Source organism: Paenibacillus sp. LHD-38 (assembly GCF_031157315.1).
Classification (GTDB): Bacteria; Bacillota; Bacilli; order Paenibacillales; family Paenibacillaceae; genus Pristimantibacillus.
Window position 1 is genome coordinate 1 of the sequence record NZ_JAVIFU010000070.1, and the last position, 18,872, is coordinate 18,872.

At 46.3% G+C, this 18,872-nt stretch carries 19 protein-coding genes and 3 pseudogenes; 10 read left to right on the forward strand and 12 right to left on the reverse strand.

From position 1 onward, the window contains the following. Nucleotides 1-122: 122 nt before the first annotated feature. Both RCO25_RS31570 and RCO25_RS31575 read right to left on the reverse strand, forming a co-directional pair. Nucleotides 123-497: a VOC family protein gene (locus RCO25_RS31570; protein ID WP_309000042.1), complete on the reverse strand. Its 375-nt coding sequence runs from the start codon at nt 495-497 to the stop codon at nt 123-125. 71 nt (nt 498-568) lie between these two features. After that, on the reverse strand, nt 569-1,105 hold the full coding sequence (locus tag RCO25_RS31575; protein WP_309000043.1) for a GrpB family protein: 537 nt from the start codon (nt 1,103-1,105) through the stop codon (nt 569-571). Nucleotides 1,106-1,278: 173 nt separating this feature from the next. On the opposite strand from RCO25_RS31575, the gene RCO25_RS31580 reads away from it, so the two are divergent. Further along, nucleotides 1,279-1,791: a hypothetical protein gene (locus tag RCO25_RS31580; RefSeq protein WP_309000044.1), complete on the forward strand. Its 513-nt coding sequence runs from the start codon at nt 1,279-1,281 to the stop codon at nt 1,789-1,791. 38 nt (nt 1,792-1,829) lie between these two features. Here the strand turns inward: RCO25_RS31580 and RCO25_RS31585 are convergent. Then, nucleotides 1,830-2,083 (reverse strand): annotated as a pseudogene (locus RCO25_RS31585) (transposase); the annotation flags it as partial. A 14-nt stretch (nt 2,084-2,097) separates the two neighbouring features. Next, a complete protein-coding gene (locus RCO25_RS35000) occupies nt 2,098-2,211 on the reverse strand; it encodes a hypothetical protein (RefSeq protein ID WP_374992202.1) in 114 nt (37 codons plus the stop codon). A 194-nt stretch (nt 2,212-2,405) separates the two neighbouring features. On the opposite strand from RCO25_RS35000, the gene RCO25_RS31590 reads away from it, so the two are divergent. The 5 genes from RCO25_RS31590 (at nt 2,406) to RCO25_RS31605 (ending at nt 6,676) form a co-directional block, all read left to right on the forward strand. Beyond that, nucleotides 2,406-2,789 carry a beta-galactosidase trimerization domain-containing protein gene (locus RCO25_RS31590; RefSeq protein WP_309000064.1) on the forward strand — a complete coding sequence of 128 codons (384 nt, stop codon included), beginning with the start codon at nt 2,406-2,408 and terminating at the stop codon, nt 2,787-2,789. Continuing rightward, a complete protein-coding gene (locus RCO25_RS35005) occupies nt 2,770-2,880 on the forward strand; it encodes a hypothetical protein (RefSeq protein ID WP_374992200.1) in 111 nt (36 codons plus the stop codon). Before RCO25_RS31590 ends, RCO25_RS35005 begins: the two co-directional genes overlap by 20 nt. A gap of 17 nt (nt 2,881-2,897) precedes the next feature. Continuing rightward, nucleotides 2,898-3,863, forward strand: a complete 966-nt coding sequence (locus RCO25_RS31595) for an ABC transporter permease (protein ID WP_309000045.1) — start codon at nt 2,898-2,900, stop codon at nt 3,861-3,863. 21 nt (nt 3,864-3,884) lie between these two features. Beyond that, nucleotides 3,885-4,781 (forward strand): carbohydrate ABC transporter permease, encoded by an 897-nt coding sequence (locus RCO25_RS31600; RefSeq protein WP_309000046.1) that lies wholly within the window; start codon nt 3,885-3,887, stop codon nt 4,779-4,781. A 101-nt stretch (nt 4,782-4,882) separates the two neighbouring features. Beyond that, a complete protein-coding gene (locus RCO25_RS31605) occupies nt 4,883-6,676 on the forward strand; it encodes an extracellular solute-binding protein (protein ID WP_309000047.1) in 1,794 nt (597 codons plus the stop codon). A gap of 657 nt (nt 6,677-7,333) precedes the next feature. On the opposite strand, the gene RCO25_RS31610 is transcribed toward RCO25_RS31605, so the two are convergent. Both RCO25_RS31610 and RCO25_RS31615 read right to left on the reverse strand, forming a co-directional pair. After that, the gene (locus RCO25_RS31610) at nt 7,334-7,675 is read right to left on the reverse strand and encodes an SMI1/KNR4 family protein (protein ID WP_309000048.1); all 342 of its coding nucleotides are present in this window, start codon (nt 7,673-7,675) and stop codon (nt 7,334-7,336) included. A 187-nt stretch (nt 7,676-7,862) separates the two neighbouring features. After that, entirely contained in the window at nt 7,863-8,405 is a 543-nt protein-coding gene (locus tag RCO25_RS31615) for a ribonuclease FAU-1 family protein (RefSeq protein WP_309000049.1), read from the reverse strand. A 287-nt stretch (nt 8,406-8,692) separates the two neighbouring features. Here RCO25_RS31615 and RCO25_RS31620 point away from each other — a divergent pair, with 287 nt between their 5' ends. Continuing rightward, nucleotides 8,693-9,097: a hypothetical protein gene (locus RCO25_RS31620; RefSeq protein WP_309000050.1), complete on the forward strand. Its 405-nt coding sequence runs from the start codon at nt 8,693-8,695 to the stop codon at nt 9,095-9,097. Nucleotides 9,098-9,438: 341 nt separating this feature from the next. Here the strand turns inward: RCO25_RS31620 and RCO25_RS31625 are convergent, their stop codons facing one another. Both RCO25_RS31625 and RCO25_RS31630 read right to left on the reverse strand, forming a co-directional pair. Then, a complete protein-coding gene (locus tag RCO25_RS31625; RefSeq protein ID WP_309000051.1) occupies nt 9,439-10,620 on the reverse strand; it encodes an IS256 family transposase in 1,182 nt (393 codons plus the stop codon). 100 nt (nt 10,621-10,720) lie between these two features. After that, nucleotides 10,721-10,945: pseudogene (locus tag RCO25_RS31630) on the reverse strand (response regulator); the annotation flags it as partial. 443 nt (nt 10,946-11,388) lie between these two features. On the opposite strand from RCO25_RS31630, the gene RCO25_RS31635 reads away from it, so the two are divergent. Continuing rightward, nucleotides 11,389-11,754 carry a hypothetical protein gene (locus tag RCO25_RS31635; RefSeq protein ID WP_309000052.1) on the forward strand — a complete coding sequence of 122 codons (366 nt, stop codon included), beginning with the start codon at nt 11,389-11,391 and terminating at the stop codon, nt 11,752-11,754. An 84-nt stretch (nt 11,755-11,838) separates the two neighbouring features. Here RCO25_RS31635 and RCO25_RS31640 read toward each other — a convergent pair whose 3' ends face one another. Further along, the gene (locus RCO25_RS31640) at nt 11,839-12,300 is read right to left on the reverse strand and encodes a GNAT family N-acetyltransferase (protein ID WP_309000053.1); all 462 of its coding nucleotides are present in this window, start codon (nt 12,298-12,300) and stop codon (nt 11,839-11,841) included. A 607-nt stretch (nt 12,301-12,907) separates the two neighbouring features. Here RCO25_RS31640 and RCO25_RS31645 point away from each other — a divergent pair. Next, a complete protein-coding gene (locus RCO25_RS31645; protein ID WP_309000054.1) occupies nt 12,908-13,246 on the forward strand; it encodes a hypothetical protein in 339 nt (112 codons plus the stop codon). After that, nucleotides 13,228-13,500 carry a hypothetical protein gene (locus RCO25_RS31650; RefSeq protein WP_309000055.1) on the forward strand — a complete coding sequence of 91 codons (273 nt, stop codon included), beginning with the start codon at nt 13,228-13,230 and terminating at the stop codon, nt 13,498-13,500. Before RCO25_RS31645 ends, RCO25_RS31650 begins: the two co-directional genes overlap by 19 nt. Before the next feature lie 467 nt (nt 13,501-13,967). On the opposite strand, the gene RCO25_RS31655 is transcribed toward RCO25_RS31650, so the two are convergent. The 3 genes and pseudogenes from RCO25_RS31655 to RCO25_RS31660 all read right to left on the reverse strand — a co-directional run bounded on the left by RCO25_RS31655 (nt 13,968) and on the right by RCO25_RS31660 (nt 18,840). Then, nucleotides 13,968-16,574, reverse strand: coding sequence for a glycoside hydrolase family 84 protein (locus RCO25_RS31655; RefSeq protein WP_309000056.1), 2,607 nt, complete (start codon nt 16,572-16,574; stop codon nt 13,968-13,970). A gap of 134 nt (nt 16,575-16,708) precedes the next feature. Beyond that, nucleotides 16,709-16,866: pseudogene (locus tag RCO25_RS35160) on the reverse strand (IS4 family transposase); the annotation flags it as partial. A gap of 66 nt (nt 16,867-16,932) precedes the next feature. Beyond that, nucleotides 16,933-18,840: a beta-N-acetylhexosaminidase gene (locus RCO25_RS31660; RefSeq protein ID WP_309000057.1), complete on the reverse strand. Its 1,908-nt coding sequence runs from the start codon at nt 18,838-18,840 to the stop codon at nt 16,933-16,935. Between the last annotated feature and the right edge of the window lie 32 nt (nt 18,841-18,872).

Genomic DNA, 18,872 nt, shown 5'->3' on the forward strand with positions numbered 1-18,872 from the left:
GTAAGAGCGCCTCCTTGATGGTGTTAGGTTATTAGACCTTTCGACAAACCCATCATACAGAGGCGCTCCTTTTTTGACAAAGGCCAAATCTTAGGCCCTACAGGAATGTTTAGTTTAATGAACTATGTTGTTGGGTAGTCACCCCAAAGTTCAATTGCATTTCCATCTGGGTCAAAAAACTTAAAGGACAAGCCTTGATAGTCTGACAACTTTCCTACCTTAATACCCTTGTCTTTGAATTGCTGATAAAGCGAATGGATATCCTCAGCCACAGTAAAGCCGTATGTTGCTTGTACACCATTAGCGTAATTCATATGCGACGTAACTTTACCTTCATCATTAGGGATTAAGAATACCCGAACTCCAGATTCTGTTCTCAATTCTAGACAAATCGGGTCTTCAACCGCTAATTTAAAGCCGAGATGTTCTGAGTACCATTTCAAAGCCTGTTGAAGATTAGTTACAGGTATGTACTGGTAACTGGTATTTAATTGCATAGAATACCGCCTCCCATAATTGCTACATTCAATAAATACCATTCGTCTATTTAATTATCCTGCCAAATAACTTAACGAGGCTGCACGGTCGATTCCGCGTTCTCGATCAAATTTGCCTTTTGAATTACATCAATAATAAATGGATGCTTGGCATTTGTATAAGCAACCCTGTCATGATGATACTTTTCTGCAAGTTCTTTTTTTAATTGATTGTACTGCTTAAGCATTTCTGGATGGGTTCTTAAATAATCCCTGAATAAAATATTGTTATTCCATTCTTTGCTTCCATAAACGTAAATATGTAAATGATGCGTTCCTGCTCTCCATTGACCTCTTCTAAAGAACCTTCTATTAGGAAAATCTTTATGAAAAACCTGCTCATACCCTATCTTTGCAAGGGGTTCAATAAATGATTCAACTTCATTTAAATCGTTTACTCCGACCATGAAGTCGATAATCGGCTTTGCTCCTAGACCCTGAACAGAAGTACTGCCAATATGTTCAATAACAATTGCTTTATCAGTCATAACCTCCTCAACTTTTCTTTTCTCCTCTTGGTATTTAAATGGCCATTCATCGTTATATTCTTCAATCCTCACCGTTTCCATATTACCCTCCTCCTTGGCTGAGCATCCATTATTTTAACACAGACTATTGAAGTAAACTGCCTGTTTAGCTTAACACCGCTGTCAATCTAAAATTATGGGGCTAATGTCGTACTTATAATCTTGACGTGGGCGAAGTTGGATGTCTACAATCGGAATGAAGGAGTTATAGGAAAATGTTGGTAAAAATACAGCGTGAAGTTTTTGATAGGATGGATAACGGCGTTTTAATTTCTGCCTGCTTTAAACCGCTCATCCAGACATACAAGGAAGTAAGCAGCAGAGGCGGCGATTTGGCCGATTTTTACCGTAAGATGACCTCCGGCCAGCAAGCTTTATTCATTTTCCGCACCTATTACAGCCATGTTATAGAGTCGGTACAGGAATTTTACTGGTGGAGCGCCCTTTTTCTGGCTCAGGAGGCGAGATGGGCTGCGCTTAACGAGAAGATGCGCGAGCTTGGGGATCTCGAATTCGTTTCATTTTTGCAAGACGTTGAAGGTATGCTCCGCACCCGCAATCATCCCATTCTTCTGATTGATCTTCCCGGTGTATCCCGTGATGATCTGGATTCGGACACCGAGCTTCGCGTTTTCTTCCAGTCGGCATATGAGCGGCTAACCCCAGTCACCGTTGGAACAATTGAGCTCTTGACTTCATCGATATCAATTCACCAGACTTCTTCGTGACGTGGAGCTAGATCGCATAAAGCCGCCCTGAACAGGAGAGGACATCGGAACTTCAAGTAATCGCCGTCAGCGCCCCAATAAGTCATCGCGAATCCCATCGAGCAGCAAGGCGTTCCGTTTGATGTCATCCCAGCAGGAGGTTCTTTCTCTCCTCGGGGGTTGAGGGGAATAATGACTTGCGCCTTTTTCGAGCGGCTTCGTAAACTTTCATTTGGTCGTAGCCCGCATCGATCATAAAGAATCGCATGTTTGTTTTGGCAGCTACTTTCTCAATCAGACCCAGTGCCATTTGGTATGCTCTGTATTTCACGACTCTATGCCTTTCAGCATCGTCTTGTATTCGGAAGGATTGCAGCCCGCATATTCTTTGAATACTTTCGAGAAGTAATGCTGGTTATAGAAGCAAAGCGCGTCCGAGATATATTAATGCGAGTAAGCTTGCCTCCATCCTCTAATTTTCACCTGATTTATTCTCTAATTATTAGGGTTTTTCCAGAAATTATGTGATGGTAGAATCATAATTGTAAGCGTTTTCTGATAACGCTTACACAAAAAAGGAGGGACACGCTAAGGGACTGTTCGATATGCCTCATATTTTGTTTTAATGCACGGGCATCGTTGTAGAAGAATGGGACGCGCTGTTCTCGGACACGGTTTCTGTGCAAATGAACAACGGCAAGACTTATCTATGCTCGCAATGGGCGGATATCATTGAGCCCGCCGGCGCGGAGCCTTTCGGTTGGTACCGCTCGGAGTATTATGCGGGCAAGGCCGCCATCACCGTCAACAAGCTCGGAAGCGGCTCCGTGTACTACATCGGCGCGAATTTCGGGCCGGACTTTCTGGTCGATCTGTTCGGCGGCATTCTGCCGACCTTAGAAATTGAGCATTTTCCGGGGCTGCCCGATGGCGTGGAGGCTTCCGTCCGCCGCAGCAGCGAAGCCCGCTTATCTGTTCCTGACCAACTTTTCAACCTCCATGCAGACGGTGATACTTGACCGCGCTTACGAGAGCATCCTGTACGGGGGAACCGCTGACGAACGGATCCGTCTTCAGCCGTTCGGCGTGGAAATTCTATTATACGGCTAATAAGGAGAGGGTCTGTATTGCACAATTCCATCCAAGCTAAGGCTAACGTTAAGATGATAACCGGCAAGAAGCGACTGTTCGATGTAAAAGGCAAGCACAAACTGTTTCTTATGGCGCTGCCGTTTCTCGTACTCGTCTTCCTGTTCTCGTATTTGCCCCTTTACGGTTGGATCTATGCCTTCTACAATTTCCGGCCAGGTATTCCTCTTGCCCAGACCGACTTCGTCGGCTTGCAATGGTTTAAGTCCATCTTCAGCAATCCGACGCAGACAGGGGAAGTATTGCGCGTCATGCGGAATACGATAGCCATGAGCTCGCTCAATATTGCGGCATCTGTACTTCCCGTCATCTTCGCCATCTTCCTGAGCGAAATGAGATCGGCGCGCTTCAAGAAGAGCGTGCAGATTCTGACCACGCTGCCGAATTTCATCAGCTGGGTGCTTGTGTATTCTTTCGCATTCATGCTCTTCTCGGTGGATAACGGATTGGTGAATCAAATCCTGATCAACTTGGGATTGATTGACCTAGGCATTAACTTTCTTGCTTCCGACAGTTATACCTGGCTGAAGATGGCACTGTGGGATTTGTGGAAAGGACTCGGATGGGGCGCCATTCTGTACATGGCCGCCATCGCGGGGATCGATCAGGAGCTGTATGAAGCCGCCAAGGTGGACGGCGCGTCAAGGTTCCGCTCGATATGGCACATCACCGTTCCGGGTATTCTGCCGACCTATTTCGTACTGCTGCTGCTAACCATTGCCAATTTCATTAACAATGGCCTGGATCAGTACTTCGTATTTCAGAACGCGATCAACAAGGATCAAATCGAGGTGCTGGATCTGTACGTCTACAATGTCGGGATGATCGGCAGCAATTTCTCATTCGCGACGGCGGTCAGCATGTTGAAATCGTTCATCAGCGTCGGGCTGCTGTTCTTTGCAAACAGCCTTTCCAAAATCGTTCGCGGCGAGAGCATCATCTAATCGGGCAAGGAGGAGAACCGAATGCACAAGAGACTGAGCGCAGGAGATACAGTGTTCCATGCCGTCAACTATTTCGTGTTTGCGGTCATTGCTCTGCTCTGTATTTTCCCATTCTATTATTTGTTCATTAACACGATCAGCAACAACGATCTAAGCAGCCGGGGGTTCGTCAACTTCTTTCCGAAAGAGATTCACTTCAGCAACTACGCCCAAGTGCTGCATATTCCGGGCTTCAGCCATGCCGGACTCGTATCGCTCGGCCGAACCGTTATCGGCACCACGCTTACGGTTAGCGGAGCAGCCTTTCTAGGTTTTCTTTTTACCAAACAGGAAATGTGGGGGCGGAAATTCTGGTACCGGTTCATCGTTGTAACGATGTACTTTAACGCCGGAATTATTCCATGGTATATTACCATGCTCAATCTTAACCTGACAAACAACTTCCTGGCGTATATCCTGCCGGCCATTGTATCACCGTTCTTCGTCATACTGGTCAAGACGTTCGTGGAATCGCTTCCTGCGGCTCTTCAAGAATCCGCGCAGATCGACGGAGCAGGATATTGGATTATTTTCACCCGGATCGTATTTCCGCTGATCACGCCGATCCTGGCTACTATTGCCATTTTCTCGGCGGTCGGCCAATGGAACTCGTTTACGGATACGTTGTTCCTGATGACGGATCAGAATCTGTACACGTTGCAATTCGTGCTTTATAAATATATGAACGAGGCATCCTCGCTGGCGGCCATCGTGCGAAACTCCTCCGGAGGGCAGGGTTTGGACCTCGCCAACCTGCAGACGCCGACCTCGATCCGGACAACCGTGTCCATGATCGTCGTTTTCCCCATCCTGCTTGTCTACCCTTACTTTCAGCGTTTCTTCGTGAAAGGGATTATGATTGGAGCCGTAAAAGGGTAGCAATTGAGTAATGAAGGAGCTTGAAAGGGGGGATGCTTGCGATTTGAGTTCCATATTATTCTAAATTTTGAATTAATTTAATAATAGGAGGTCGGAAACAAATGAGAAATTTTCTCAATAAAGTGAAAATCATTGCGGCGGCATCCATTCTGCTTATGGGCGTTGCGGCATGCTCGGGCGGCGGCAACAACGCCGGCAATGCGCACAATGCAGGGAATGCGGAGAAAAACGCGGAGAGCACGGACACGAATGCGGCGACGGGTACCACGCAAATAGAACCTTACAAGATCGAGGTTATGTCGCAGCTTGCGAACTTCGCTGGCGAGCAGGGCGGCTGGTACGGCAAAATCTTGAAGGATAAATTCGGCCTCGAGGTGAACATCACGGCGCCGAACCTCGCGGGCGGCGCCGCCAAATTCGCGACGCTCATGGCATCCGGCGACCTTGGAGACCTCGTCATATTCGGCAACGACGGTCAGGAGTACAGAGACGCCATCAAGGCAGGTTTGCTTCTGGACTGGACGAAGGATGGCCTTCTGGAGAAATACGGCAAGGACATCCTCGCGAGCGTCCCTGAAGCGATCGAGAAGAACAAAAAGAACTTCGGCGAAGGAGAAGCGGTATACGGCGTGGGACATGACGCTTCAAACATGCCTCCCGGCCCTTCCGAGGGCAATACGATGACATACCAGCTCGACATGCGATGGGACCTGTATCAGAAGCTTGGCAGTCCGAAGCTGACGAAGATGGAGGACATTCTGCCCCTGCTCAAGCAAATGCAGGAGCTGGAGCCGAAGAGCGACAGCGGCAGACCTATGTACGGCTTCTCAATGTGGGGGGATTGGGACGGCAATTACATGACGCTGGCGAAGCAGTTCGCCACCATGCACGGCTATGACATCGGTGACGGCTTCAACCAAGGCAGCCTGCTCGAGATTGCGGCCCATGAAGACAAATACCAAGGCATCCTGGACGAAAACAGCTATTATTTGCGTACCTTGAAGCTCTATTACGAAGCCAATCAAATGGGACTCATGGACCCGGATTCCCTGACCCAGAAGTTCGACGACGTAGTGAACAAGTTCAAGGACGGTCAGGTATTGTTCTCCTGGTTCCCGTGGCTGGACAGCTCCTACAACACGCCGGCCCACACCGATGCGGGCAAAGGCTTCCAGATGGTCGGGTTCGAGGAGCAGAAAATTTATTCCTACGGCTTCTCGCCATTCGGCGGCAACCGCGTCTGGGCAATCGGCGCCAAGGCGAAGCACCCGGAGCGGATCATGGAATACATCAACTGGCTGTACACGCCGGAAGGCATGATGACGACGGCCAACGGACCGGAAGGCATGACATGGGAAATGAAAGACGGCAAAGCCTTGCTGACCGATTTCGGCAAGCAGGCGCTGAAAGACAACTCGCAGCAGGTGCCCGAGGAATTCGGCGGCGGCACTTATAAAGACGGCGGACCGAAATTCAACAACTCGACGCTGAAGACGTCGTCGATTAATCCGAACACGAACGAGCCGTACGACTGGAATATGTGGACGTCGGTGCTTCAGGACAATCCGAACCCGGTAGATAAATCGTGGCGTGAAGCGACGGGCGCACTGACGCCGAAGGAGCTGCTGACGAAGACTAACCAAATCGCCCTCAACAATCCGATCTCGACCACGGAGGCGCCGGCGGTTATGGATTCCATGCTGGAGCAGAAGCTGAGCCAGGTCGGAGCGATTATCAAGGAGCAATCGTGGAAAATGGTGTTCGCCAAAGACGACGGCGAATACAACAAGCTGAAAGACGAAATGGTCAAAAAAGCCAAAGGCCTCGGCTACGACGAGATCATTGACTGGCAGGTCGAGCAGACGGAGAAAGTGTTTGCGCTGCGAAACAAATAACAAGGTGCCGGCTGTTCGTCAGCCGCAGGTTAAATTGGAAGTTTTGCGTATTCGTAAAATCGGCAGTCCGGGGCAGGATTTCCCTGTCCCGGTCGAAGCCACTGAAAAAGTCTCTTTGATTAAAAAAGGTACAGCTCTTCAAGAAAACGGAGGAGACTGTACCTTTTTCCTGCATAATTAAGGTAACGTTGAAATTGCAATCGAAAACCTGCGGGCCCGAGATAGCGTTAAAAATTAGCGCACTCTCGACCACCGCACCAGCTGAAACCTCCGCCATAGCCCTTTAATACGCCACAGCATCGCTAGAAAAACAGGCTTTCTTGGAGAATATACAAGTGACTTCACTTCCTTGGCTCGTTTTCGGGTTTGGTCACTTGAAAACTTCTCCAATTCGGGGTGAAGCCCCTTTTTTTGCTCTGAAATTCTTGTGGTTCAAGAGCTTAGATTATTGCAAAATGCTCAAGTAAAAAAACTTTAAAAAAATTCCAACTTAGATACTGTTCTCATTGCTGTTACCCTTAACGATACCGTTGTAGTTACCGCTATTTTTAGATGGAATAGTTACAGCAATAGATACTGTGGCTGTTGTTCCATCCGACTGCTCCCTAGGTCTTTTCAAATCGGCCCAATTTCATTTTTGCAAGTAGAAGGAGGTCTTTATGATCTGTGTACGTAAAGTCCTTGTAGATCTCCTGATTCTTTTGTATCAATCTTTTTTGGAATGGAAATCAGGGGCTTTGCCTTATTTCGAACTAACTGAGCTAATCCATGTATTCCAAACTGAAGTTCCTTTAATTGTGAAAACTTCGTATCTGTACCTTGAAACAATCTTCCCGAATTATGACCAACAGCAAGCAAGTATTGCCGATAAGCCCCTGGTAACTTGATTGCCATTTCTTGCTCAAGTAACTTTATTTCTGTTTCGCTACACCCTTCAAATGGACGAACAGTATGTAAATTCTCATCATACAAAAGCTTTAACAAATGATCACTTTTCACTAATAAACCTGCTTCCTAGTGGGATAGCTCATAATTCGGGAAGAACTCATATAATTCCTTCATTAACGTAACCTGCCCATAGCGTGGAAAGTGGCAGCGATTGTTGGCCGGCTGCCACGGTGTTGTTATTCAGCTATCGTTCTCCGTTAGTTCAAAAAACAATGAAATCAATCACATTAACAGTTATTTAAACACCAGAGTATAACGTTTTAAAATCTGCATCCCATCTCTTTAGTAAATCATTGTTGCCCGCCGTTAAATTCTTATGTAATTTTTCCAGCTCCGCTCTTGCCAATCTATAATCGTCCTCAGATATTCTTTCGTTATTCAATGCATTTAATAATTCATCTTCATCCAATACAAATATTTCTTTGTTAGGCAACACTACCACATCCAGAAATAGGTCATCAAAATAAGGCACTCCTTCTTTAGTCAGAGCATTAGCCAAGGTAATGTCAAAATACCATTGAACTATCTCTCCTTTTTCATTAATAACTGCCGTCATTGTATGATGGGCATTGCTTGGAAAATACTGCAACCACATAAATCCATCTGCAACAATATTAAAATCGTCATGATCTGCCAGCTTAAAAGATATGGATTCCTTTACTTTATTAAAAACAACAAGTGTTACATGCCCAGTGAAATCCACTTCTTCGATATACATTTGTCTGTAAGTTTTCTGTAGTATTCCTCTCCAATGAGATAGATCACAATATTTTCTTTTCACTATTAAGAACTCCCACTTTCGTTCATGTCTTTTAAGATTAAAATATATTCGCCAAAAATTTACATTCCCCTTTTTTCTCCTATCCGACATTGAACTGTTGATCTAACCTGCCCGTTAGCTTAATAAGAAGAACAGGCCACCGCAGCGCCTGCTCATCATGTATTCACTCCCCCTTTTGTTACTAGCAGCTGTCTTCATTTGCTTAGTGACTAAAAAAAACCCCTTCTAACGAAAAGTATTATATAAAACCAGAATGGTAACAGCACGTTGCTAGGAGGGAGAAATTTATGACTATCCAACTCGCTGAATGTATTAATCACTCAGCTCAAAATAATCCCAATATAATTTCTATTATGGCCGAAATGATCGTAACTATGGAGAATGACGCCAAACTCAAAAAAGAAATTCTTTTTACAGTTGATGAAATCAGTATGGAGATTTCCAGAAAAGATAAACTCTGTTATGACGTAGTGAATGCTACTCGTAATAACGGTGACTATTACAAAGCTAAGATGCTATGGAAACAATTTAGAAATGAAGTAGAGCATGCCCTAGGAGAATTGTATAAGCGAATTCAATGGACAAGATACCCTGACGAGTGGATTGAGACATATGAGCTCCTAAAGCGTCGAGCAGCTTTACATGATGATGAGGTGGAAAGATTAGAGCGGCAAGAGCTATTGAGCGTCTAGTCAGTTCTATAAATTGGAACAGTCAAATAACGCACCTCCTATCACACTCATACAATACCATATATTGGAACTATCCTGCCCAATAGTCCAATGAAAAACAGCTGCCGATTGATTGCCGGCAGCTGTCTTATTGTTGTGCTAATGTTACCTGTTAGCTTAATGAAATAAGATCATTTAGAAGCTTATTGGTGCGTAATAAGCTAGTAATCGTGTTGTCTGGTAGCGTCAAGAAGTTTGTGTAAGGTTGTAGGAGTATCTATCGGGACGATGGATACAGAGAAAGATTTAATTGTATGGTTGGCTTGCTAGAGAACACAGCCCAAGCGAAGGCGCGGGAACTGTTAGTTCAATGCTGAAGAATATCGTCCGGTATACATTTTCTCGAAAGCAGCCTTCGTATCGGGATCGACAAAGCCACGGATCGCTCTACCGTACCACTTTTCGTTGTAGTCCAGCGCTTGCAGGTAGATGATCTTCTCGGCAGCTTCAATGTTTGTTAGGCTGTTCATCGGCTTCAATCGTTTACGCAGCTCTTTGTTCGTCCGCTCGATAGGGTTTGAAGTGTAGATGGCCGGCCACGTGAGCGGAGGATACTTATAAAAGGTCAGAAGCGTGGGGAGTTGTTCTTCCCACGACTTCACTTCCTTCGGATACTGCTTACTCCATTTGGCTTTGAAGCCATCGAAGACGGCCCGTGCGACATCTCCATCGATAGCGTTGTAAACACACTTCAAGTCTGTAAGAAACTCGGTTTTATCCGAGACACGGATCTTGGGAAAGGTACTGCGAACTTTGTGAACTATGCAATGCTGGACGTCGGCCTGTGGATATATCTCATGGAAGGCCTCCTCTAGGCCAGGAAGACCGTCAAATACACCTAACAGCACGTCCGTTGCACCACGTTTCTTCAGGTCTTTGAGAACCTCTCGCCAGCCGTTGGAGCTTTCATGACCACCGACGTAGAAGCCGAGGATTTGGCGGTAGCCTTTCTCGTCAATGCCCATGGCGAGGTAAACAGCCTCACTGCTGACCGTGTCTCGCTTGAGCTTCACGTATAAACCATCTAGGTAGATCACCGAGTAACGTTTCTCCAACGGGCGTTTTTGCCACTCTTCGATGTCCTCCATCACGGTCTGCGTAATGTTGCTGATGGTGGTAGGAGAGTACTGTGATCCGAACATACTCTCGATGAATTTGGCGACCTCCCGCGTGCTCATACCGCCTTTGTACATGTGAATGATGGCTTCTTCCAGCCAGCCTTCCCGGCGTTGGTACGGCTCAAACAGTTGTGTCTGGAAATTACCGTTACGGTCTCGAGGCACCTTTAGATCGTCAATCTTTCCGTGGCGGGTATCGTATGTTCGCTCGTAGTAACCATTGCGGCTGTTACGCTGTCCTTCTTGCTCTACATGCATGAAGTTCTTGATCTCTTCACGCATGAGTAACTCTAGTTTCTCTTTCACTAATTTAGTAACAGCATTTTCCAGTAGATCATTAAACAAGTTTTCGGGTAAAGTAGTCATCGAGTAGGGTCCCTTCTTGGTGGTGTGGTAATCCCGAGAATACCCTACTTTTTTGCATTCTAGTTAGGCTCCAAATGCTGGTACACAAACTATTTTACATCATCTTTTTCTTCTCGCGAATTTGGTGTGTAGCGGCAATTCCATCAAGCCTGGGCATCATAATATCCATAATAATGAGATGAATTTGGTGATCATTTATGATTTCTAACGCTTCAATCCCATCCTTTGCTTTTAACACGGTAACGCCTTCATTTTTCAAATAAATTTCGATGACGTCCCGTATTTCCTTTTCATCATCAACAACGAGCACAAAATAATTATCCATTTTTCACCCTACTTTCCAGCAGCCATCTTTCATTATCTTAATAGTAAACGGAAAATATTAACATCCATTTACGATAATTATGAAGAACTTCTTAATATTTTTGTGTTTTGACCCCAAATACAACTAGAAAAACCGCCTCATCACGAGGCGGTTAATTGAATGATCTGTCCTAGACTGCTGCTACCATTGTAGAACTATCGTTTTCCGTTAGCGGAATAGCGACAGATCTTCAACTTACTGATTAGTCTCTGAAAACCGAATAAATTGGATTATTTCGGTTGATGGGTCAAATTGAATAAATATATAAACCCCAAACTCCTTACCTTCATTGCTTCATTTTCAACATTTCATCCCTGGTAAGAACTAAGCTATCCATACTTATGAAAGTATCATCTTGGATCCACCACAGATCGCCACCTTGGGCTGAATGGGCAAAAACCGTCATGGACGGCATTCACTACTGCATGAAACATCAATTTGGCCAAAAATATGAAACCATCGAAAGCATTCATCAGTTCAGACAATTTTGGTACACATACACCACCGAAACCAAAAACCACGCACATGCCAAAAGAATCATCTTCGGGCATACCCACTGGCAAGCTGTGCATTACCTAAAAGATGACGAGTTATGGATAAATCCGGGCAGCACATCGAATCGCCCCACCCGGCAAAAAGAAGACCGTTCGCAAGACGCGCATTACATTACCATTACGGACGGTCAAATACATATTAAAAGTGTGGATTATGATGTTACACCGATCATTCAGGCCGCCAAGCAAGAGAATTTGCCTTCGTATTGGCGCTGAATATTGCGAAAAAGTACCAAGTCTTAGGCTCAACGGGAATGTTTAGCGGAACGACTCCTGCATCGATGTATTACTCAGAGGATTTTATCGTAACAATTCCTTGGACATAAACATACTGTAAGGATCTTCGATGTAATCTGAAAATGGATTGCAATATTGGAAACCGAGATTTTCATACAGCTTCCTTGCGGGTGCAAAGGATTCCATAGAGCCGGTCTCCAGACTGAGCCTTGTATACCCACGCTCTATGGAAATGGCTATAATATGTTCAAGAATTTTTCTTGCAACACCTTTTCGCATATGGGATGATGCCGTACGCATGGACTTTACTTCACCATGTGTAACATCAAGCTCTTTAAGTGCCCCAATTCCAAGTAATTCATCTTGCTCCCATGCACTCCAAAAGGTCACCTCCGGTTTTCTTAATCCATCTAGGTTCAAGGCATGGACACTCTCTGGAGGGGAGTCTTCTGACATTCCTTGAAGATGCTCCTCAATTAAAGCGATTACTTTAGATCCGGTTAGATCGTCCGTTCTGATTTCCACTACAACCACTCCCAAATGTCTATTCTTTTTAACTTGTATTATACATCATTTTATTTAAACTATATTCTGGTCATTGATGTAAGAAGATAGATTAATATGGTGTGGTGTGGTGTGTCGAGGTGAAACTAAAGCATGGATTTTATTTCATTGCGTTATCCTGTAGCTTAATCTCCTTCTGGTCTGCTTGTACATCCTTCTTTAGAGCGGGCTGGCATGTCGGCGTATAAGGCCCAGTACCAGCGTAGCTGACACCAGGGGCAATGCAGATGGTAATTATATTCCATATTTAATCATAATTAGTTCCGGTTTTCGTGAGTATAGGAACTTCGATCCCCTCTCTGAGTTTCCTCAGCTGGATTGAAGCGAGTTTACACCCACAATACTGCCTTAATTCCAATGCCACTACTGAAATCGGAAAATTCCTCTGCATTACGTCCCTTTTATTACCAGATATTTGCATCTACTTTGCGGGTGGTGACAGCTACCCTGGTACTCCCCCTTATCAGGGGTACCGCCACATGCCCATCAAGCTAAGGATAATACTACCTCCTCAAAACGAAAAAACGCTATTCTTTCATTAGACTGATTAATGAAAGGATAGCGTTTTATGATGAATCTTGGTATTTCAGACGACCTTCATTTGTTTTCACAAGAACTGGAACGACATTTGTCTCCTCTTGCTCTCACAACGGAAATCAAGAAAAATACGATCGTTCCTGAACACTGCTCCCCCGAAGGAAAACCAGAATGCGAGCAAGGCTATGCCCTTGTGTTCGACGGATTCGATAAAGATACATACACCGCCTGGTTTCGCGGAGACGATGAGAAATGCGCCGCCTGTCCGCTGCAAGGTCTTTGTGAGAAGCAGTTTGGCTATTCCTTCGAGGAAAATCCGTTTTTCTACGGCCCTGTACCGCAGGAAGCATATTGCAAGAGAAGATGCTGAATTTCCGGAAACAAGTAGAGTTGGCGTTTGCGCAAGAATCAAACCAACTGACTTCCGTCATGAAGCACAAGAAAGTGCCGGTTCGTACAACCGAGCGCGTCGAGAAATGGTTCATCCTGCGGGATGCGTTTCGGTTGATTCAGCGCATGATTGCACATGTTCGGGAGACGATTCTGCCTATGAATCATGTTGCGTCCATCAAGAAGCTGCAAGGGATTCAAGTGGAGCAAGTGTCACTGCCGCTGGCAGGTTAAACCGCTTCAGACCACGACTTCAAAAAAAAAGCAAATCTCTACCCAAGGGATACGTCTGTCCAAAATCAGGTGTTCAAATAAGACCAGCACTAAGCAAGTTTACACAGCGGAAACTCCTATCCTTTCATTTCCATTTTTGGGACACCTGATGAGTAGTCACGCTGTCTCCCTGAAATTAAAATGGTGCTTTTTGAACAGCCTCTTATAGCAGTGATAGGGCAGCAGTTCAAGCTGCAAGTCCATGAAAATGCACCTCGCTGATAGGTAATTTTGGTTGTAGGGATACCTCCATTTTACCATATTTCGCACAGGTGCATTTTTGTATTTTCATACCCGTAGGGATACTTTTTGAACAGGCTCTTATAGAGGTTGTTCAAAAAGTATACAAAATAATGCATAAATCGCAAAGGCAAAAAGAAATCCCAGACTATTCTTGTTGAATGGATCTGGGATGGTATTCGATAGCGTTAGTTCATACTAAAACCTTTCGAGGTACGAACGCTTGGCAGATGATTTCGCGTTGTGCGCTGTACAAAGACGCGGCCTCCAAGGTTTGACAGATCGACAGCATCGAACACAATCGACTGTGCATCCTTCGCAGCTTCCTCGGAAACGGCGAGAGGCCTGTCTGCATCCATACTTGAATAGAGAGTAATGACGTCCCCTTCATTCACGTGGTTAATGGTGATGCGACCTGTCGCATCAACGTGAATATCGGAAGTGGATACTTTATCAGACAACTCCGGATACCGCTCGTCAAATAGCTCAAACGCATAGATGCGCGTATGTCCGCTGCCATCGATACTAATTTGCGCAGGTTCAATGATCTGCAACCGAATGTATCTGGCTGTCACTTCATTCAATAGAATACGGTTGATCGTATGCCCCTTATTATCTAGGATTTCATCAATGAGCGTGAAGTTCTCGCCATCTTGGCACGCCAAAATTTGCGCTTGTCTTGTATTCCAGAATGCCGTCTCTCGCGCCTCTGGATGCCCGCAGTTAATAATACGATATTGCTTGATCGTCTTCGGCTCCTGCAGATCAATCGTCAAATGTGGACGATGCTCCATCGAGCACCATTTGCCGCCTGCAATCGTCCCTTTAATGACTTTATCCGGGCCTTCGTTCTCATTTGTGCTGCTCGAAGCGGTTGCTGTTACGCCAAGCGAACGGAGCGCAATATTATTCATATCATATTTCGGCGCCACGGTCTGTTGTTCCGTACCTGCAGCCACGGCTGTGATAACAACTATATCCGTAATAAACGGCTTGATCACATGCGTTCCCACATCGACAGTAAAGTCTGTTGGGACGCCTTCTTTCAAGCGATTAACTTTACACGCCTCCATCGAAGCGAGAAGACGGGAAGCGTCCTCATGATGCTGCTCCATGGCCAGCAGATCGCCTGCCTGCTTGGCATGCACACCGTGAATCACATGCTGCGCGGCGCGTGCCATCCGTTGGAAGGCTTCCAAGAATGGCTCGAGTTCCTGTACCAGATTCGCATTTTGGCATTTTGCACGGATGTTATCGACAGACGACTCCATACGTTCGAATTGTGCAAGCAATCGATTCGCTGCATCACGAACATCAGCGCCGCTAGCCACACCTTCCTTGACCGCGCGGACATCATCCTTCAGCATCCAGCTCTCATCGAATAGGAAATCGCCGCTTACACCGCCGTCATCGAGCAAATAACAGCTGTTCGAAGCGAAAATCTCGAGATCTTCAGCCACTTCCGGCGCAAGCGCTTGAAAAGATGCGGAGAAGCTTCGATTTGTATTGAATGCATCCGTATTCCAGTTGTGATCCGCAATGCAGAATAACGCTTGCTTCGACGCTTGCGCCTGGTTCATCGGGTTCGAGAAAAATCCATTGACGTTATTCAGATCCGAGCTAATGTTTTCGATTTTACCCATCAAAATCTTGTTATCGCAATAATCGTTAACCGGATAGTTCCACCAGACGGACAGGTTCTTGTTCGTGCCCATCGTCCGCTTCGGCGATTCATATTGCTCTCTCGAAATGTTGGACATCGTAGCTGCACCAGTCCACATGATCTCTACATCATCATGAAGCGTCTCCACGAATGGCTTCATATATTCCGTCATCGAAGGTCCCCATGCTTCGCAATAGCGCGTACCTACAGTAAGCAATGGTCTAATGTCGCCTTTGGCCTTAACAAATTCGGTATCAATACGATTAATGAAAGCTGCCTGCTGCGGTCCATTCGGAACTCCAACAAGGTCGTCGAACAATACGCCGAATTGACGAACACCAAGGGAGTAGAGCTGCTCCAGCTTCACAATACAGGATTGGAAATCCTCTTCAGATGCTAGATCAATCGAATCGCCTGGATGTATGGTCCATACAAAATTCAAGTTATTACGATGCCCTGCAGCGGCAAGCCCTGCGATTTCCTGGGCTTTGTCAGCCGGGTATAAGTCTCTCCAGCTCTTACGATGATAGGGATCGTCTTTCGGTGCATAAATGTAAGTATTGAGTTTCTGTTCGCCGCCGAATTGCATCAAATCAATGCGATCGGCATGGCTCCATGGATAGCCATAGAATCCTTCTATGTAACCGCGATAGAGAATCTCAGGGTAATCCGTTATCATGCAACGCGGCACTTGATGATCTGACGATTGTTTCAAGATCTGATTTAAGGTTACGACGCCATAGTGAATTCCATCAGCATCTTGTCCAATGATCGCGATATGGCTGATCGAAGATATCCCTTGAATGATGAGATGATATCCTTCTTTATGTGATAGCGCTTTAATCGTAGCTGTATCGATGTGTGAACGCAAAATACTCTCGTTCAATTGCGTCTCGGTCGTCAGATAAACATTTGTCACATCCGATTCGAACGTATCCGATACGGTATACGTGTATCCCTGCTTCGATAACATGTCTTGAAGTGTCGGCAGTGTAGCCACCTTCAGCCCCGCTTGCGCGACGATGTGAATGCGATCTGTCAGTCTCGCTTCACCTTCGAGCATGTTCATTTCTTGTGGTACTGGGAAAATTTCAACCTGCTTGCGTTGTGCTTCATTCGTATGGTTCATCATAGATGTCCTCTTCTCCTCCCGTGACGTTGAATACGCTTTACCCTTTACTTTACTGTACGGACGGTTCATCCTTTGTCTTTATATTATTGACATTTTTCTTCTAAAAACAAATTCTGATTAGGATGATCTTCTACTGCCTTTGTAGCGACTTCGTTGATCAAATCAACCAGTTGCTGTAGAGCAACGGTCCAATCGAGCGTAACAATTTTATCAAATAACAAATAGAACAGCCCACCAAATGACCGATACACTGTCGGTGCTGCCAAGCAAGCAGAATGTAGCAGGAGGACACTCTTATTCAGCGTCAACCCAACTACATCAAGGCATATCTGCCTATTTCAAGCTGCGAAAGTTTAGTTCAACTCAGCGGCGAGGCGCTGACGATCCGGTGGTAACCGGGCGCATTCAACGTAAGCGGACGGTCGGGGGAGCCTTGCTCAAACAACAGCCGTTCGCATTCCAGCTCCTCAAGTCGCGATTCGCGTCCTTCTGCATAATCAAGAATACGCTGTTCTGCGCTTGAAATCCGGGCCATCAGACCCCCATATCGGATATCGAGCACCTCCCAGCCGAAAGGCTTATATGTGCTCATCCACAGCGTGCGATGGGCAATTCGCAATTCATCGACCTGCCTGTGAAGAGCTGGCAGAACGGTCAGAGCCATCTCACTCAGCTCTTCGCGCCGCTCTTCTCGGTACAACCTGGCGATTTCAAGCCCAATCGTCGCTTTTACGGCAAGCGTCTTACTTAATTGCTCGTATACACAAAAGATATGATCAAACGGGGTAGGCGATTTTAACCTGCATTCCCGCCATTGCTTCGCCATCGACTCATAGTGCTGAGGCAGTCGGCTTTCTCCTTCTCCCTCCACATGCTTATCGAACAGCCCAAGCATAACGTCCTGCCAAAGCAAATATTTGGAAGGATTCGCCATGTAATGATTTCCCGGCTCTACTCCCGGCACTTCATCCATCGCCTTCAGTCCGACTAATTCATCGAACAAGTCCAGACCCGTACAGGCTTCGAATCTTCGGCGCAGCGTGTTGTCGTCCACTTCATCTGAGTAGCCGTGCTCAGCGAATAGCTGCAGCCCCGGCAGCATGACTAGATGGTTTGTTTCCTGTCCGTTATCGCCCCAGGCCGTCGCGAGCACTTCTCTCACACCTTCCTTCTTGCAAGCAAGCAGCGCGGGATGGGAGCTCATCCATGTTTTGCCGTAATTCGGACTCATGCTTCCCCATATATGAATGCCTCCCGCGAATATCGGGCTCGAACCGAATTCCTTATGCTTGGCCATAATGCGTTCATGAGCGCTCTGATCCCGGTTGCCGTAATCCCAGTAAACAAACTGCACGTCATCCGGAATTTGCTCCAGCCGCTCCTTTGAAAAGTCAACGTTCAGACTGTAGTGGAACGCATGCTTATCGCTTGACAGGAAATGAAAATACATATCGCTCCAAATCATCGGCTTGAGCCCATATTTCCGGGTAATCTCCAGCACTTGGCCGACATGCTCATTCATGATCGCGAATCGCTCGCGGTAACCGTGCTGCTCCAGATAGCGCCCAAGCCCGAGTCCGAACGATTCGTCCATTCCGATATGAATCCGCTTCGACCGGAAAGGTGCGGTTGCCGCCACAATCATCTCTTCGATAAATACATAAGTTTCCGGTTCGCCTACGAGCAGAATGTCATGATTGTCCCGTATCTTGGATGCGAACGGCCATTTCAACGCCTGCGCCAGATGCGCGAGCGTCTGGATGCACGGGACAATCTCGATACCGAATTGCACGGCATAATCGTCTAGCTCTTTCAGCTCTTCAAGCGTATACCGTCCCCTCATGTAGCCGAAATAGGGCTGATTCGGAATTTCATAAGTATCCTCGGCATACAGCATCAAGCCGTTCAAGCCCATGAGCGCCATATAGCCAATCATTTGTTTGACGGTCTCGACCTTGAGTACGGCATTGCGGGAAACGTCCAGCATCGGACCGTTAAAATCAAATCGCGGTTGTTCCGTCAGATTGAATCGGTCTGTCGTTTGAGCGTGCTCTATAAACAATCCGATTGCGCGGAAAAAGTGGTGCGGCTCGTCGAATTCGACACGCCCCTTCCCATCTTCCAGTGAAATAAGGATATTCCCGCTCCGTCTGATGACTTGAACAGGTATTCCCTCATCGCTCAGCCCAAGCTTCCCGATCCGGACGAGCTCCCTGATGCCATCTTCCACCTGCCTGATATCGCCATATATATGCATGTTAACCATTCCGATTACCTCCACTCAAGTAATGCCAGCCG